The organism is Methylobacter svalbardensis (genome assembly GCF_037671525.1).
Classification (GTDB): domain Bacteria; phylum Pseudomonadota; class Gammaproteobacteria; order Methylococcales; family Methylomonadaceae; genus Methylobacter_A; species Methylobacter_A svalbardensis.
This window is the reverse complement of sequence record NZ_JAWPOH010000007.1, coordinates 94,567-109,069: the sequence shown is the minus strand read 5'-3', so window position 1 is coordinate 109,069 and position 14,503 is coordinate 94,567. Positions and strand designations below refer to the sequence as shown.

Below are 14,503 nucleotides of genomic sequence, written 5' to 3'. Positions count from 1 at the left end.
ACCTTGAGCAGCTTGCATTGCAGGGATAGCGCCATCGCATCATCCGGCGCTATCCATGTGTGTCGCTCCTCTATAGGCTGATCCCAGACTTTTTTTTAAGCCAATCCAACTCCATATTCAACTGCCCGATTTTGGCATACAGCCGATCCGGATCGCTCTGTGCATTGGTCGGCTTCGGCCCTCGTTTGCCTTCAAACAAGCTGCTTGCGTTGTCCATCAATTCCTTTTTCCATTGGTTGACCTGGGTCGGGTGCACGTTGTTATCTTGGGCGATTTCATTGATCGTCTTTGTGCCCCTAACCGCTTCCAATGCAATTTTGGCTTTTTGAGCCCCTGTAAAAATCTTCCGTTTGCTTTCGCTCATTTCCTGCTTCTCATTTTTCGACAGAGCATAGCTTAAACTATTGTCCGGAATTCGGGGTCCACTATACTGTCCCAATTTTTTTATACGAGAACTGATGTTTCTGTTGCCCCGTATTTATCCACAATCTTGGCGCCACCGCCCATTGCTGTTTGGTAGACCACGCTGGGGGTTTCATGCTATATGAGCCACAATCATCCCTATCGATTTATTCGCTTGGGCAAGAATATTGAACGCGTCGACATGACCAGCCGGATTCCGGATTTGGCCTCCTTGTTTCTGGCTGATTCGCGTAGCGATGAAATGCGCCAATACGAGACTATTTTGTGGGTGAATATGTTAAAGGCGCTCAACGCCCAGTTAATGTATCGGCAACATGTCAGAAGCAGCGTTAATGGCGACGATGTGCTCAACTTTTTATTACAGAACACCAGCCTGTCCAGATCGGTCAGCTGCTGTATCGCTGAAATTGCCGGTTGCATCAATGACCTGCCGAATAACGATGCCTTAATATTGAAGCTTCCTTATTTCCAAATGCTGACAATATTGGTGAAGTCATCCGTCCATGGCTTCATGTCGAAATATAAGGGCATTTTCTGCCATTTTCCGAGACGGCTTAGGCGTAGCGGTTCCAGCGTTTCGGCATGCTTTGCCATGACTACCCAGTCTGTCGCAACGATCAGCGGGATGTCCTGTTGCGGTTGGAATTCCTGAATCAAGGATGCCAAGTGCAAGGCTTCCGCATTAATCGACAATACTTTTTTCAGCGACAAATGGCGGTTGGTCATGTGAAATGCCAATATGCCGTCGGTTTTGAGTTTTTTAAAATAGAGCGTCAACGCTTCCTTGGTCAGCAGATGGGTCGGCACCGAGTCGGAACTGAATGCATCCATGACCAATAAATCAAAATGCTGATCCGGCTCTTTTTCCAGCGATAAACGGGCGTCGCCGATACGCATCGTGGCGTTGGGAGCGCATTGGCTCAGGTAGCTGAAATAGGCGGGGTTGCCGGCAATGTCTACCACCAGCGGATCGATTTCGTATAGTGTCCAGTTTTGTTGGTCTTTGGCGTAACAGGCTAAGGCGCCTGCGCCTAGCCCGACTATGCCGATATTCCAGGCTTGATCGTTACTGTCATATTCTTTAAACAGTTGTCCCATAGGCCCGGGACGACTGTAATAGGTCAGCGGTATTTGGCTCAGGTTTGCCGCAAGACGTTGCGCTCCGTGTTTGGTGGTGCCGTGAAATAATTCATGATAGCTTTCAGGCTGGCCTTGTTCATCGGTTAACACGGCTTCACGCACGGCCAGCACGCCAAAAAAACTGCGTTGCTGATAAAGCGTATGCGATGACAGCCCATGCAAGCCGAGAGCAAGGAAGATAATGGCTCCGGTCATTAACGCGTAGCCGACCGGACGGGCTCTGAGCAGGTAAGTCAACAAGGTTAAGCCCATCAGGCCGATGACAATAATGTCGAAATACTGGACTAAATTGTCGACGGTGGCATGAGCAATAATCCCGATAATAACCAGCAGTGCCGGGGCTATTATTTGCTGTAGGGGTAAATTTGTCATTCGCCCTGGTCGCAGCAGCAAAGCCGCAATAATCATGATCGGGTATTCATAGACGGCATTGAATACAAACGGCGCAACAAAGGTGTTGAACATGCCGCCCAACATGCCCGCAAAGGACATAATCAAATAGAAGGTGGTTAAATGCCGGGTATGCGGCCTTAGTTTAGCCAATTCGCCGTGACACACCATCACCGCAAAGAAAAATGCCAGCAGGTGCAAAATGAGATAGGCCCAATAAGGTAAATCCGCCGGATTAATGAAAGCGTAGGCGATAAACGGCAACAGGAAAAGCGGTTGCAGTTTGACCATTAACGGATGTATTTTGTCGTTCCATTTGGAAAAAACAATGACAAAAGATAATAAGTACAGCGTTAACGGGATAATCCACAATAACGGCACCGAGGCAATATCGGTACTGATGAAGTTGGTAAGTCCCAGCAGCAGACTGGACGGTACAAAGGCCAGCGCCAGCCAGTGTAATTTGGTGGCAAGGCTGAGATTATTTTCATCTGTAGCCGTAACGGCTTCTGCATCTTGTAGGGGCGAACTTATTCGCCCTGGGCGAATAAATTCGCCCCTACAATGTTGCCCTCTTTTCCACAGCGCAAAAGCGCAGCCTGCAATCAGCAGGCACAGCAGCAGATAGCCGACGCTCCAGTAATTTTTCTGGTTAGCCAGTCCGATATTGGGTTCAAGCAGGAACGGGTAGCTCAGCAACGCAATCAGGCTGCCGGTATTGCTGGCCGCATAGAGATAATAAGGGTCGTGACTGGTATGGTGGCCGACATTGGCGAACCATTTTTGAATCAGCGGCGCGGTGGTGGAAACCACGAAAAAAGGCAGGCCGATAGCCAGAAATAATGTCCAGAGCAGCCAGAAGGTTGGGTTGCTGTCGGTCGGCGGGACGGTATTTTCCGGCAAGGCTAAAGGCAGCGCCAGAAAACTGATCAGTATGAGCGCGGTATGGATCAGTATTTGACGGCGCTGTGTGTGGCGCGTAGAAAGATAATGCGCATAAAGATAACCCAGAAACAAGATGCTCTGGTAAAACACCATGCAGGTGTTCCAGACTGCCGGTGAACCACCGAGTAAAGGTAATAAAATCTTCCCGAACAGGGGTTGCAGCACAAACATCAGCGATGCACTGGTAAACAAGGTTACGGCAAACAGGAAGATCAGGGGTAAATTGCGGTCGGTTGTGGCTTTTGACTGGTGGCTCATTATTTTTATAGGTAGCCCTTGGGGGCTTTTAATTTTTAATGGGCTAATGATAATGCATTTGTTGCTGGATGGGGCAGTTGAAAAATAAAAAAGGCGGTGTGACCGCCTTTTTAAAATCAGAATTCAACGATTTTTTGGTGTTTAGATGATTAGCGCCTGTATCGCGGCTGTCCTTCCGGTAATTCTCTGGTTTTCTGGTTGATATTATCGATGGTTCTTTGTTGTATGTTATCCATTCTAGATCTGACATCATCTATATTTCTATCGACCGGATTTTGTTGGTTATATTGATTATAGCGCGGTTCCTGACCTCGCCAGTCATCAGCATCACGGGAATTATCATGGTCTCTGGATTGATTAATATCTTGTCTTTCGTCGGCCCTCTCCCTGCCGCGAAGATTGTCCCCTGTTTCTGACTGCTTATTGCTATTCAACAGTCGGGCATCAGGACCAGAGCTTTCATTGTGGTGATTGTCGTGAGTATTCGGTTGCTTGGCAATAGCCGCGCCAGATATGGATAGGGCTAAAACGGCTATCGGAAGTGACAAATAGTTTAGGGTTATCATAATGAGTACCTGAGTTATTATAACGAACCAAAATAAGCCGCTAACGCTTTAAAATCAGCCTCGGACAGGTTGGCGATAATGGCTTGCATCGGCCCGCTCTTACGTGAACCGTCCTTGAAGGCTTTTAATTGTTGCACAAGGTATTCAGGGTGCTGTCCGGCAAGCCTTGGGAACTGGCCGTTACCTTGAGCCGCGGAGCCATGGCATCCCAGACACATAGCGGCTTTGGCTTCGCCTGATTTTGCCAATGCCGGGTCGCCGCCAGCTTTGACAGGTTTCTGGCTGGAAAAATAACCGGCAAGGTTATTGATGTCTACATTGCTCAGGTCAGCGGTCATTGATTGCATCATGATATTGATGCGGTCTCCGGCCTTGAATGCTTTGAGTTGGTTGACCAGATAGGTTGGTTGTTGTGCCGCCAAGTTGGGCCATTGCGAGTTGCTGCTGTTACCATTAGGACCATGACAGCTGACACAGGAACTTGCTTTTTGTTCTCCGCCTGCACTATCTGCGGCTAAAGTCGGCAATGTAAAAAAAACAGCGAAAAAGAAAGATAAGATAAGCGATTGTTGTGGTAAGTTCATGGTTCACCTTATAGGATAGGGTTGTCTATCTGTTAGACTGGTTATTGAACGAATCTGCCTTTTCTGATAGGAACTTCACTATACAACCAAAAAGATTAACTGATAACAAAAAGTTAGAGAAACCTAGGATGGGAGTTGATTTCAGAGAATGTCATTTATTTTTACCATGAAGAGCACGAAAGGCATGAAGAATTTGCTGTATTTACTTCCTGCGTTTTTTCTTCATTATCTTCGTGCTCTTCATGGTAATAAAAACAAGTTATAAACTCAATAATAGATATTGTTACGCATCAGCCCCCCCTTAGGATCGAATTTGCAAGGGAGGTGAAATGTCTATGTGTTGTACGCAGGAGAAGAGTCCTATGTCCAGGACTCCTGAACATGGCAAAAAATACCGTTATTTTACGATGCGTAAATTGGGTTTGGCTGTCGGTTTTTTTACCGGCGGCGGTTCATCGTCACCATCGTTGTCTTCCTGATCGAAGATCATGCCTTTGCCGTTTTCTTTAGCGTAGATTGCCAATACTGCGGTTATTGGTGTGGCAATGTGCATGGGTTTTCCGCTAAACCGGGCATTGAATTCAATTTCATCGTTGCCGAGAGAAAGACCCTGTATGGCTTCCGGCCTGATATTCAAAACGATTTTTCCGTCTTCAATAAATTCGGTCGGTAAAATGGCGCGGGTATCTTGTGCATCCACAAGCAGATGCGGCGTCAGATTGTTGTCAATAATCCATTCGTAAATTGAACGAATTAAATAAGGCTTTAGAGAGGTCATGTTGCTAAGGTTTATTTTAAAGGCTCGATCATTTCTTTTTCGGCTTCGCTCAGGCTGCGTTTAAATGCGGCTCTGTTGAATATGCGCTGGGCATAATTGGTGATGACTTCACTGGGTGTTGATATGTCAATACCTATGCTCGGTAGGCGCCATAATAAGGGCGCGATGACGCAGTCTATCAGAGAAAATTCATCACTCATAAAATAGGGTCTGGCGGCAAAAATAGGCTCGGCAGCCAAGATACCTTCCCTGAGCATTTTCTTAGCGCGGGCTGATTTTTTCTCGCCGGAAAATAAAATTTCATCCAGTAACTGATACCAGTCCTGGTCGATACGCTTGATCAGCATTCTGGCATTTGCCCGTGAAACCGGATCCATTTGGTGCAATGGGGGGTGCGGAAAACGTTCGTCCAGATATTCCATGATGATGCGCGAGTCATAGAGAACCAAGTCGCGTTCAATCAGTGTTGGCGACGTGCCGTTGGGATTTAGCTCTAGTAAATCCTCAGGCGGCTCAGTCGGGTCGTAATATTCTATGTCTGCGACAACTCCTTTCTCGTGCAAAACAAAGCGGGCGCAGTGGCTCATCGCGCATGTTGGAGATGAGAAAAGCGTCATTACAGATTTACGAGTAATATTTGTCACGAATAACAACCTCTTTAAGACGTGTAGGGCGGTAAAAAAAAGCATTATAACATGGTTGTCGAGGTTTTTATTTTCAGTTGTTGGCAAGATGTGTTGACGACTGCATGGATGCAGAGTAATGCAGGAACAGCGTAGCGGTGTGTCGAGGTGCGCCGTGTAATGATGGGCTTTGTTTCTCAGTCCATCATTACACGGCGTTTCCCACCTCAAGAATTAATGGATATTTTTCCAGTATTCTTTCTTTAGCAGATAAGCTAAAACGATAAACATTAAAATAAAAAATAGCACATATTTTCCGATGCGCTGTCTTTCAAGCTGCACCGGTTCACCGACATACACCAAGAAATTAACCAAGTCATTGACGAAAATTTCAAACTCGCCTTCGGATAAGGTACCAGGCTCTTTAAGAACTAAGTTGGTATATTCATGACCCCATATATTTTTTCTAGGTTCTGCATGCTGCTCACCTTGCAATTGCCAGAGCGGGTTAGGCATAGCGGTATCCTCGAAAATCAGGTTGTTTACCCCTCTAGGGCTTTTGGGATCAATATAGTAACTTTTTAAATAGCTGTACAGCCAATCCGCACCACGCGATCTGGCAATTAACGACAAGTCGGGCGGCTGGGTACCAAACCATTTTTCTGCGTCGTGGCCATTCATAGCGCTGTGCATTTGATCATAGATATTGGCCCCTTCCGGCGCAATGTCTTTTAACACTTTCTTAGGGTCGACATCAATATCAAGAGCAATACGCAAGTAACGGATATGCTTGATTGAATGGCAGCCCAGACAATAAGTGACAAAGTGTTTTGCACCGCGTTGCAATGAATCATTATTGGAAAGATCAATACTCGCTTCTTGCAGCTTAATACCTTCCGAGGCGACAGCCCCAAAAGATAGTGATAACAATAAAAGCAATGCTGTTAAATTTTTCATATTAATCCAGACTCCCTTTTGCATTTTTTGCTAACCGGCTGATAAGGTTTTTTATGCCTTTGGGATTAGGTCTTATGGCAAAAAAAGAGCTTTGAAAAGCAGGGTGGCCGATTTCAGTAGATCCCGGTTTTATTTGGATGATTTCCTCAATTAATGCAGGCAACTGCTCCTCAATACTATGTACTGAGGTTAAGCGTTTTGGCACCGGCTTGGTTTTTTCCCAGCGGGTATACAGGGGCATCAACAAGAAGAAGCCGAAATAAATCGCGGTAAAAAATCGCGCGACGATTGTCGCTGTAGGTGTTGCAGGTTGTGTGCCTAAATAGCCTAAAGCTATAAAACTGATAACAAACAGCACCAAGGCTTTTTTGTAGATGCCGCCGCGATAACGAATCGATTTGACCGGGCTGCGATCCAGCCAAGGCAACAGGAACAATACGACAATCGCGCCGCCCATGCCGATAACCCCGGCAAATTTATCGGGAATTGCTCTTAAAATGGCATAGAAAGGCGTGAAATACCAGACGGGCGCTATGTGTTCCGGGGTTTTCATCGGGTCGGCAGGGATAAAATTGGCGGGCTCGAGAAAATAGCCGCCCATTTCCGGCATGTAAAAAATAACCGTGGCGAAGAACAACATAAACACGCCGACACCGACCAGATCTTTGACGGTGTAATAGGGATGAAACGGAATACCGTCGACAGGATGGCCCCAGGGGTCTTTGGAATCCTTGATTTCAATGCCGTCCGGGTTGTTTGAACCCACTTCATGCAAGGCAACAATATGCAGGAATACCAGCATGATCAAAGCCAGTGGTACAGCAATAACATGGAAGGCGAAAAAGCGGTTCAGGGTGGCATCGGAAACCACATAATCGCCCCGTAGCCAGAGTGACAGGTCATCGCCGATCACAGGAATGGCGCTGAACAGCGAGATGATAACCTGGGCGCCCCAGTAGGACATTTGTCCCCAAGGCAACAGATAGCCCATAAAGGCTTCGGCCATCAGGGCGACAAATAACAGCATGCCGAAAATCCAGACCAGTTCACGGGGATGTTTGAACGAACCGTACAGCAAGCCTCTGAACATGTGCAGATAAACCACGATAAAAAATGCCGATGAACCGGTCGAGTGCATGTAGCGAATCAGCCAGCCCCAGCTCACATCGCGCATGATGTATTCGACGGAATCGAAGGCCAGCTTGGCATCCGGTTTGTAGTTCATCGTTAAAAATATACCGGTCAGAATCTGGTTAACCAGCACCAGCAAAGCCAGTGAACCGAAGAAATACCAAAAGTTAAAGTTCTTGGGCGCGTAATAATGCGCCATGTGTTCATTCCAGAGTTTGGTCAGCGGAAAACGCGCCAAAAACCAGTCGTTACATTCAGTTATGCGGTTACGTTTCATGCGCTTTCTTCCTCTGGAGCTTCACCAATAATCAGCTGTGTCTCAGTAATATAGCGGTAAGGAGGTATTTCCAGGTTGGTAGGCGCCGGTACGCCGCGATAAACGCGACCAGCCAGATCAAACCAGGAGCCATGGCACGGACAGAAAAAACCGCCTTTCCATTTTTCGCCAAGGTCATTGGGGGCTATTTCAGGACGAAACGTGGGTGAACAGCCTAAGTGGGTACATAAACCCACGGCTACAAAAACTTCCGGCTTAATGGAACGCACCGGGTTTTTGCTGGATTCCGGTTGTATCGATTCCAGAGAAAGCGGATCTCTGAGTTCATTCTCCAACGTTTTTAGTGTTTTAAGAACCTGAGGAGTCCTGTTGAGTATCCAGACCGGTTTGCCTCGCCATGCGACTCTGATTAATTGGCCGGGTTCCATTTTACTGATGTCAACTTCAACAGGAGCGCCGGCGGCCATGGCCTTGGCGCTAGGTTGCATTTGAGCAAGAAAAGGAACGGCTAAATAGCCAGTGCCGACTGCGCCAACCACGGTCAAGGCCGAGGTTAAAAACTGGCGTTTGGACTGATCGACGCCTTCATTATTCATTATAGAACTCTCCTGATTAAGTCTGCGCTTCTTTAAGGGCGCATTATTTCTAGCGCCAATATACCATCAGAGCTTATAAGATTTGAAGTGCTTATGCCGCCGGTTTAGGTATTTGTTAGCTATTTAAAAGGGCTTAATGTAATGCGTGATACACAAGCCTATGATATTACGATATATTATTGTTTTGAAAAACACGATAACACAGTTAATTTTTTTATTTATGGGGCGCCTAGACATTTTGTTAGTGCGGTAATAAACGCTGTATTTTCTTCAGGTTTGCCGATGGTTACCCGCAGGCAATCGGCCAGCAAGCCGCCTTGAGCGCTAAGATTTTTAATTAAAACGCCTTGTTGTTTTATCGACGCAAAGATGTCGTTTGCCCGATTTTCTGGCGTTTTAAAAAGAATAAAATTTGCGGAACTGGGATAAACGGTAATGCCGTTCAGCGTATTAAGCCGGTTAAAGACGACCGACCGTTCAGCACAAATCTGTTGCGTTTGCTGATCAAACAAGGCTTTGTTGGACAGGGCAAAATCGGCGGTGATTTGAGTTAGACTGTTAATATTATAGGGCAGGCGAACTTTATGCAGTTGTTCAATGGTATCCGGTGTGCCTGCGATGTAGCCGAGGCGTAAGCCCGCCAGGCCCAGTTTCGATACGGTGCGCATGACCAGCAGGTTGTCATATTGTCCCAGGCTGCTGATAAAGCTGGCGTCGGCAAAAGGGGCGTAGGCCTCATCAATCACCACCAAGCCTTTGGCGGTTTTTATGATGTCCCGAATCGACGCTTCGGAAAATAAATTTCCGGTGGGATTGTTAGGATAGGCCAGAAAAATGACCGAAGGCTGATATTTTTCTATCGCAGCGAGCATGGCCGGCATATCCAGGTCGAAGCTGTCTGCCAGCAACGGGATGCCTTGGTAGTTGAGTCCCAGACACAGACTGAGCTGTTTATACATCACAAAACCGGGATCGGGCGCCAATACGCAGGCACTGGCAGGCAATGCCATCAGTAGCAGTTGAATGATTTCATCAGAGCCATTGCCCAGCAGCACATCGAACTGATCGGGTATTTGATTCAGGTGTTTGATGGTTGCCGTCAGCTGTCTGGCTTCAGGGTCGGGATAGCGGTTCAACGGACAGTCTTTCAGGGTTTCCAGCCAGTCTGTCTTGATGTCTTCAGGCCAGCTGTAGGGGTTCTCCATCGCATCCAGTTTGATCAAACCGGTCGCATCGGCCACTTTGTAAGCGGACATTGCCAGGACTTCTTTGCGGAATATGGAAGTGATTGTCATAGGTTTAAGATGAAAGATGAAAGGCACAAGGCGAAAGACCAAGGGCGAAAGGCTTGACACAAGCAGGGTTGTTTTCGCCCTTGGCCCTTCGTCTTTAGCCTTCTTTTAGTCTGTTTTTATTCTATATTCCGCAGATCGCGCATGAGCGGTCAGGCTTTCGCCCCGCGCCAATATCGATGCGGTTTTACCCAGCGTATCGGCACCTGCCTGGGAACAGTTGATCAAGCTGGAGCGTTTTTGGAAATCGTAAACACCCAACGGTGAAGAAAAACGTGCGGTGCTGGAGGTCGGTAACACATGGTTAGGCCCGGCACAGTAGTCGCCTAAGGCTTCGGCGGTGTAGCGGCCCATGAAGATGGCCCCTGCGTGGCGAATGTTTTTACATAAAGCTTCCGGGTCTTCAATGGAGAGTTCCAGATGTTCAGGCGCAATAATATTGGCCACATCAACGGCGGCATTTAAGTCGTTGACCTTGATTAATGCGCCGCGCGTAGTCAGCGATGTCCTGATAATCCCGGCGCGTTCCATGCTCGGCAATAGTTTGTTGATGCTTAGCTCAACAGCGTCCAGGAAAGCTACGTCAGTACTGATTAATATGGATTGAGCATTTTCATCATGTTCAGCCTGCGAAAACAGATCCATCGCAATCCAGTCGGGATTGGTTTGGCCGTCGCAGATAATCAGGATTTCCGAAGGCCCGGCAATCATGTCGATGCCCACTTGTCCGAATACCAGCTTTTTCGCAGTAGCCACATAAATATTGCCGGGGCCGACAATTTTCGCCACAGCAGGGATGGTTTCCGTGCCGTAAGCCAGCGCGGCAACGGCCTGAGCGCCGCCGATGGTAAACACGCGGTCTACACCGGCCAGATAAGCCGCCGCCAGCACCAGTTGGTTAGTTGCGCCATCCGGTGCAGGGACAACCATGATCAATTCGCCGACGCCTGCGACCTTGGCCGGTATCGCATTCATCAACACCGAAGACGGGTAGGCGGCTTTACCGCCGGGCACATAAAGCCCTACGCGATCCAACGGGGTGATTTTTTGTCCAAGAACGGTGCCGTCTGCCTCGGTGTATTGCCATGACTCCATTTTCTGGTGTTCGGCATAAGCGCGAATACGGTCTGCGGCGGTTTGCAGCGCTTGAGCCTGTTCGGCAGGTAAACCATTCCAGGCCGATTTCAGGGTTTCCGGCGACAATTCCAGTTCGGAGGCTCGCGTGACCGCGCGATGATCAAAGCGGTTGGTGTATTCAATAACCGCTTTATCGCCGTTGTTGCGGACATCGGCAATAATAGCCAGAACGCGCTGATGAATTTCCAGATCGTCGGCATCATCAAAGGCCAGCAAATCTTGTAATTGCCGGTCAAAATCGGCTGATGAGGCATCGAGTCGGGTGATATTTATGTCGGACATAAGATAACCAAAGTTTAGGATGTGTTGATGTTATGTATTGTCCACGAAAGGCACGAAAAGCACGAAAAAGTTTTTAAAACGTTATCGTTCCCACGCTCCAGCGTGGGAACGCAGTTGGCAATGCTCCAGCGTTGCCAAGCTTGGTGCTGCGCCTGTTCTTGTTAGTCATGGCAATGCACTTGTCATCTGTTAATAATTAAAACTGCTGCTGGCAGTCTCAAGCGGGGCAGCATATCCCGTCCGGGTTGTGGAAGACGCTGGAGCGTCAGTGACTGCATTCCCACGCCGGAGCGTGGGAACGATGCAAATCATTTTTCGTGTCTTTCGTGCTTTTCGTGGACATTAAATGAGTTGCTAAGATCTTTTTGCCAGAGTCTTCTCAAACTGATCCAGCAGCGATTGGATCGCCTGATGCTTCATTTTCATCGCCGCTTTGTTGACCACCAGTCTGGAGCTGATATGCATAATCAGGTCTCGTGGCTCCAGGTCATTGGCTTTTAGCGTGTTGCCGGTATCAACCAGGTCGACAATGCAATCGGCAAGACCGACCAGCGGCGCCAGTTCCATTGATCCGTACAGTTTAATGATTTCAGCCTGTATACCAAGGCTTGCAAAATAACGCTGGGTTATTTTGACGTATTTGGTCGCAACGCGAACGCGGCCGGCAATCGGCGGCGCGTCTTTATGCGCTGCGGTCATTAACCGGCAACAGGCGATGTTCAAGTCCAGCGGTTCATACAGGCTTTCTGCGCCATGCTCCAGCAGGATGTCTTTTCCGGCAATGCCCATGTCGGCGGCACCATATTCAACAAAGGTAGGCACGTCGGTGGCGCGGATGATGACCAGCTGCACGTCATCCCGGGTGGTGCGTAATATCAGTTTACGGCAGGTAAGCGGGTCGTCAATCGGCGTAATGCCGGCTTCTGCCAATAACGGCAGGGCATCTTCATAAATCCGGCCTTTGGATACGGCTATGGTTATCATAATAATAAAACCTTATCTTGGGACGCGGCGTATGGTCGCACCGAGTTGGGATAGTTTTTCTTCGATGTGATCATAGCCCCGGTCGATATGATAAATACGATCGACTAAGGTATCGCCTTCGGCCACCAGAGCGGCTATTACCAGACTTGCCGAAGCCCTTAAATCGGTTGACATAACCGGTGCGCCGGTCAATTTTTTAACGCCGGTGACGATGGCGGTATTGGATTCCAGCTTGATGTCGGCACCCATGCGCTGCAATTCCTGAATATGCATGAAGCGGTTTTCAAAAACCGTTTCAGTGATAATACCGACGCCATCGGCAATAGCATTCATGGCGGTGAACTGTGCCTGCATATCGGTCGGAAAAGCCGGATAGGGCGAGGTGCGTACCGAAACGGCTTTGGGTTTTTTGCCGTGCATATCCAGTTTGATCCAGTCCTTGCCGGTAGTGATGTCAGCACCGGCTTCAACCAGTTTTTCCAGCACGGCATCCAGAATATCCGGACGGGTATTTTTGAGTTTGATGCTTCCGCCGGTAATTGCCGCGGCAATCAAATAGGTGCCGGTCTCGATCCGGTCGGGAAGAATGTCGTAGTGAATGCTGTCAACACCCAGTTTTTCCACGCCTTCAATAACCAGCACATCGGTGCCGATGCCGGTGATTTTGGCGCCCATTTTGTTAAGAAAGTGAGCCAGGTCGGTGACTTCAGGTTCCTTGGCGGCATTTTCAATAATCGTGGTGCCTTCGGCCAGAGCGGCAGCCATCAGCAGATTCTCGGTGCCGGTAACGGTGATTTGTTCCAGAACCAGGCGGCAGCCTTGAAGTCGGCCCGCTTTGGCGTGGATAAAACCGTTTTCGACGGTGATATCAGCGCCCATCTTTATCAGGCCGTTAATATGGATGTCGACAGGACGCGAGCCGATAGCGCAGCCGCCGGGCAATGACACATGGGCTTCGCCGAATCGGGCCACTAAAGGCCCTAATACCAGTATCGAGGCGCGCATGGTTCTGACCAGTTCGTAAGGCGCGACAAAACTGTTGATAGTGCTGGAGTCGACTTCGATGTTCATTTTCTCGTCGACGGTGAGGTCAACACCCATTCGCCCCAGTAATTCCATGGTGGTGGTGATGTCATGGAGATGCGGTATGTTGCCGACGCTGACCGGAGATTGCGACAGTAAAGTGGCAGCCAGAATCGGTAAAGCGGCATTTTTGGCGCCGGAGATACGTAGTTCTCCAGAGAGTCGTGCGCCGCCGGTAATAATGAGTTTGTCCATGAGTTAAAGGATGTGAGGTTAAGGGTTAAAAGGCGAAAGGCGAAAAAAGCTAAGCACTGATGTCTAAGCTTTCGTCTTGAATAGTTTCCCTTGAGCCTTCATTAAAATGGCTAGATTGATCAAAGCCGCTGAGTTTGGCAAGGTTGAACAATTGTTCGGGAATATTTTTGAAGATTATGTGGGTTCTGTTGTGCTGGGAATATTTTATCCATTCAATCATCAGCGCCAATCCCGCGCTGTCTGTAGAGGAGACGCGGCCCAGATCAATAGTGATTTCTTTTGCCGATTTCAGGAAAGAAAATGATTTGAGGGTCTGCTTGTCGATGGTAGCAAAAGTTAAATCGCCAGCAATAACAAAATTTCCAGGCCCCTCTTTAGTGATATTCAATTGGCTCATTTTTTTTCTGATGCCGATTTAAACAGAAATTGACCGATCGCCTTTTCCAAAATAATGGCGGATTGAGTGATTTCAATTTCCCCGCCATCTTTTAAGAGTTCATCCGATCCGCCCGCTTCCAGGCTGACATATTGTTCGCCTAATAAACCGGCAGTAAAAACGCTGGCGGTGGTGTCTTCGGGTAGCGTATTGTATTGTGAATCAATATTCAGCTGCACAACCGATTGATAGGTTTTAGAGTCGAAGCTAATGGCGCTGACCCTGCCGATTTTAACGCCGGCTGATGAAACCGGTGATTTAACCTTCAAGCCGCCGGAGTTCTCAAAACGGGCAGTAATCGTATAGCCATCGTGCTCGGTAAACGAGCCTAGATTACTGACTTGCATCGCAAGAAAAAACAAGCCGACTATGCCTGATGCGACAAAGAGTCCGACAAGCGTATCTTGAGTACGGGTGTGTTGCATA

15 protein-coding genes and 1 pseudogene are annotated in these 14,503 nt (G+C 48.2%); 1 reads left to right on the top strand and 15 read right to left on the bottom strand.

What is annotated here, in order from left to right; translation table 11 throughout:
* Positions 1-70: 70 nt before the first annotated feature.
* Complete coding sequence (locus RW114_RS04885) at positions 71-364, bottom strand: transposase (RefSeq protein ID WP_340121596.1); 294 nt, start codon at positions 362-364, stop codon at positions 71-73.
* A gap of 180 nt (positions 365-544) precedes the next feature.
* Here RW114_RS04885 and RW114_RS04880 point away from each other — a divergent pair.
* Positions 545-850 (top strand): annotated as a pseudogene (locus RW114_RS04880) (alpha-E domain-containing protein); the annotation flags it as partial.
* Between the two features lie 35 nt (positions 851-885).
* On the opposite strand, the gene RW114_RS04875 reads toward RW114_RS04880, so the two are convergent.
* The 14 genes from RW114_RS04875 to mlaD all read right to left on the bottom strand — a co-directional run bounded on the left by RW114_RS04875 (position 886) and on the right by mlaD (position 14,502).
* Positions 886-3,156 carry a fused MFS/spermidine synthase gene (locus tag RW114_RS04875; protein ID WP_340121595.1) on the bottom strand — a complete coding sequence of 757 codons (2,271 nt, stop codon included), beginning with the start codon at positions 3,154-3,156 and terminating at the stop codon, positions 886-888.
* Positions 3,157-3,305: 149 nt separating this feature from the next.
* The gene (locus tag RW114_RS04870; RefSeq protein ID WP_340121594.1) at positions 3,306-3,722 is read right to left on the bottom strand and encodes a hypothetical protein; all 417 of its coding nucleotides are present in this window, start codon (positions 3,720-3,722) and stop codon (positions 3,306-3,308) included.
* Between the two features lie 17 nt (positions 3,723-3,739).
* Positions 3,740-4,306 carry a c-type cytochrome gene (locus RW114_RS04865; protein ID WP_340121593.1) on the bottom strand — a complete coding sequence of 189 codons (567 nt, stop codon included), beginning with the start codon at positions 4,304-4,306 and terminating at the stop codon, positions 3,740-3,742.
* Positions 4,307-4,703: 397 nt separating this feature from the next.
* Positions 4,704-5,084, bottom strand: coding sequence for a ClpXP protease specificity-enhancing factor (locus RW114_RS04860; protein WP_340121592.1), 381 nt, complete (start codon positions 5,082-5,084; stop codon positions 4,704-4,706).
* An 11-nt stretch (positions 5,085-5,095) separates the two neighbouring features.
* The gene (locus RW114_RS04855) at positions 5,096-5,701 is read right to left on the bottom strand and encodes a glutathione S-transferase N-terminal domain-containing protein (RefSeq protein ID WP_340121599.1); all 606 of its coding nucleotides are present in this window, start codon (positions 5,699-5,701) and stop codon (positions 5,096-5,098) included.
* Between the two features lie 240 nt (positions 5,702-5,941).
* Positions 5,942-6,664 (bottom strand): cytochrome c1, encoded by a 723-nt coding sequence (locus tag RW114_RS04850; RefSeq protein WP_340121591.1) that lies wholly within the window; start codon positions 6,662-6,664, stop codon positions 5,942-5,944.
* Position 6,665: 1 nt separating this feature from the next.
* Positions 6,666-8,072 carry a cytochrome b gene (locus RW114_RS04845; protein WP_340121590.1) on the bottom strand — a complete coding sequence of 469 codons (1,407 nt, stop codon included), beginning with the start codon at positions 8,070-8,072 and terminating at the stop codon, positions 6,666-6,668.
* A complete protein-coding gene (petA, locus tag RW114_RS04840; protein WP_340121589.1) occupies positions 8,069-8,668 on the bottom strand; it encodes a ubiquinol-cytochrome c reductase iron-sulfur subunit in 600 nt (199 codons plus the stop codon). The genes RW114_RS04845 and petA overlap by 4 nt, the downstream gene beginning before the upstream one ends.
* Before the next feature lie 218 nt (positions 8,669-8,886).
* Complete coding sequence (gene hisC, locus RW114_RS04835) at positions 8,887-9,963, bottom strand: histidinol-phosphate transaminase (protein ID WP_340121588.1); 1,077 nt, start codon at positions 9,961-9,963, stop codon at positions 8,887-8,889.
* 105 nt (positions 9,964-10,068) lie between these two features.
* A complete protein-coding gene (gene hisD / locus RW114_RS04830) occupies positions 10,069-11,379 on the bottom strand; it encodes a histidinol dehydrogenase (protein WP_340121587.1) in 1,311 nt (436 codons plus the stop codon).
* A 354-nt stretch (positions 11,380-11,733) separates the two neighbouring features.
* Complete coding sequence (gene hisG / locus RW114_RS04825) at positions 11,734-12,363, bottom strand: ATP phosphoribosyltransferase (protein WP_340121586.1); 630 nt, start codon at positions 12,361-12,363, stop codon at positions 11,734-11,736.
* A 12-nt stretch (positions 12,364-12,375) separates the two neighbouring features.
* Positions 12,376-13,641, bottom strand: coding sequence for a UDP-N-acetylglucosamine 1-carboxyvinyltransferase (murA, locus tag RW114_RS04820; RefSeq protein ID WP_340121585.1), 1,266 nt, complete (start codon positions 13,639-13,641; stop codon positions 12,376-12,378).
* Between the two features lie 49 nt (positions 13,642-13,690).
* Positions 13,691-14,038 carry an STAS domain-containing protein gene (locus RW114_RS04815; protein WP_340121584.1) on the bottom strand — a complete coding sequence of 116 codons (348 nt, stop codon included), beginning with the start codon at positions 14,036-14,038 and terminating at the stop codon, positions 13,691-13,693.
* Positions 14,035-14,502 (bottom strand): outer membrane lipid asymmetry maintenance protein MlaD, encoded by a 468-nt coding sequence (gene mlaD, locus RW114_RS04810; RefSeq protein ID WP_340121583.1) that lies wholly within the window; start codon positions 14,500-14,502, stop codon positions 14,035-14,037. The genes RW114_RS04815 and mlaD overlap by 4 nt, the downstream gene beginning before the upstream one ends.
* Between the last annotated feature and the right edge of the window lies 1 nt (position 14,503).

What these genes read in the sequence shown, in the direction of transcription:
- RW114_RS04885 (WP_340121596.1), bottom strand. Translation starts at nt 364, where the DNA reads ATGAGCGAAAGCAAACGGAAGATTTTTACAGGGGCTCAAAAAGCCAAA.
- RW114_RS04875 (WP_340121595.1), bottom strand. Translation starts at nt 3,156, where the DNA reads ATGAGCCACCAGTCAAAAGCCACAACCGACCGCAATTTACCCCTGATC.
- RW114_RS04870 (WP_340121594.1), bottom strand. Translation starts at nt 3,722, where the DNA reads ATGATAACCCTAAACTATTTGTCACTTCCGATAGCCGTTTTAGCCCTA.
- RW114_RS04865 (WP_340121593.1), bottom strand. Translation starts at nt 4,306, where the DNA reads ATGAACTTACCACAACAATCGCTTATCTTATCTTTCTTTTTCGCTGTT.
- RW114_RS04860 (WP_340121592.1), bottom strand. Translation starts at nt 5,084, where the DNA reads ATGACCTCTCTAAAGCCTTATTTAATTCGTTCAATTTACGAATGGATT.
- RW114_RS04855 (WP_340121599.1), bottom strand. Translation starts at nt 5,701, where the DNA reads ATGACGCTTTTCTCATCTCCAACATGCGCGATGAGCCACTGCGCCCGC.
- RW114_RS04850 (WP_340121591.1), bottom strand. Translation starts at nt 6,664, where the DNA reads ATGAAAAATTTAACAGCATTGCTTTTATTGTTATCACTATCTTTTGGG.
- RW114_RS04845 (WP_340121590.1), bottom strand. Translation starts at nt 8,072, where the DNA reads ATGAAACGTAACCGCATAACTGAATGTAACGACTGGTTTTTGGCGCGT.
- petA (WP_340121589.1), bottom strand. Translation starts at nt 8,668, where the DNA reads ATGAATAATGAAGGCGTCGATCAGTCCAAACGCCAGTTTTTAACCTCG.
- hisC (WP_340121588.1), bottom strand. Translation starts at nt 9,963, where the DNA reads ATGACAATCACTTCCATATTCCGCAAAGAAGTCCTGGCAATGTCCGCT.
- hisD (WP_340121587.1), bottom strand. Translation starts at nt 11,379, where the DNA reads ATGTCCGACATAAATATCACCCGACTCGATGCCTCATCAGCCGATTTT.
- hisG (WP_340121586.1), bottom strand. Translation starts at nt 12,363, where the DNA reads ATGATAACCATAGCCGTATCCAAAGGCCGGATTTATGAAGATGCCCTG.
- murA (WP_340121585.1), bottom strand. Translation starts at nt 13,641, where the DNA reads ATGGACAAACTCATTATTACCGGCGGCGCACGACTCTCTGGAGAACTA.
- RW114_RS04815 (WP_340121584.1), bottom strand. Translation starts at nt 14,038, where the DNA reads ATGAGCCAATTGAATATCACTAAAGAGGGGCCTGGAAATTTTGTTATT.
- mlaD (WP_340121583.1), bottom strand. Translation starts at nt 14,502, where the DNA reads ATGCAACACACCCGTACTCAAGATACGCTTGTCGGACTCTTTGTCGCA.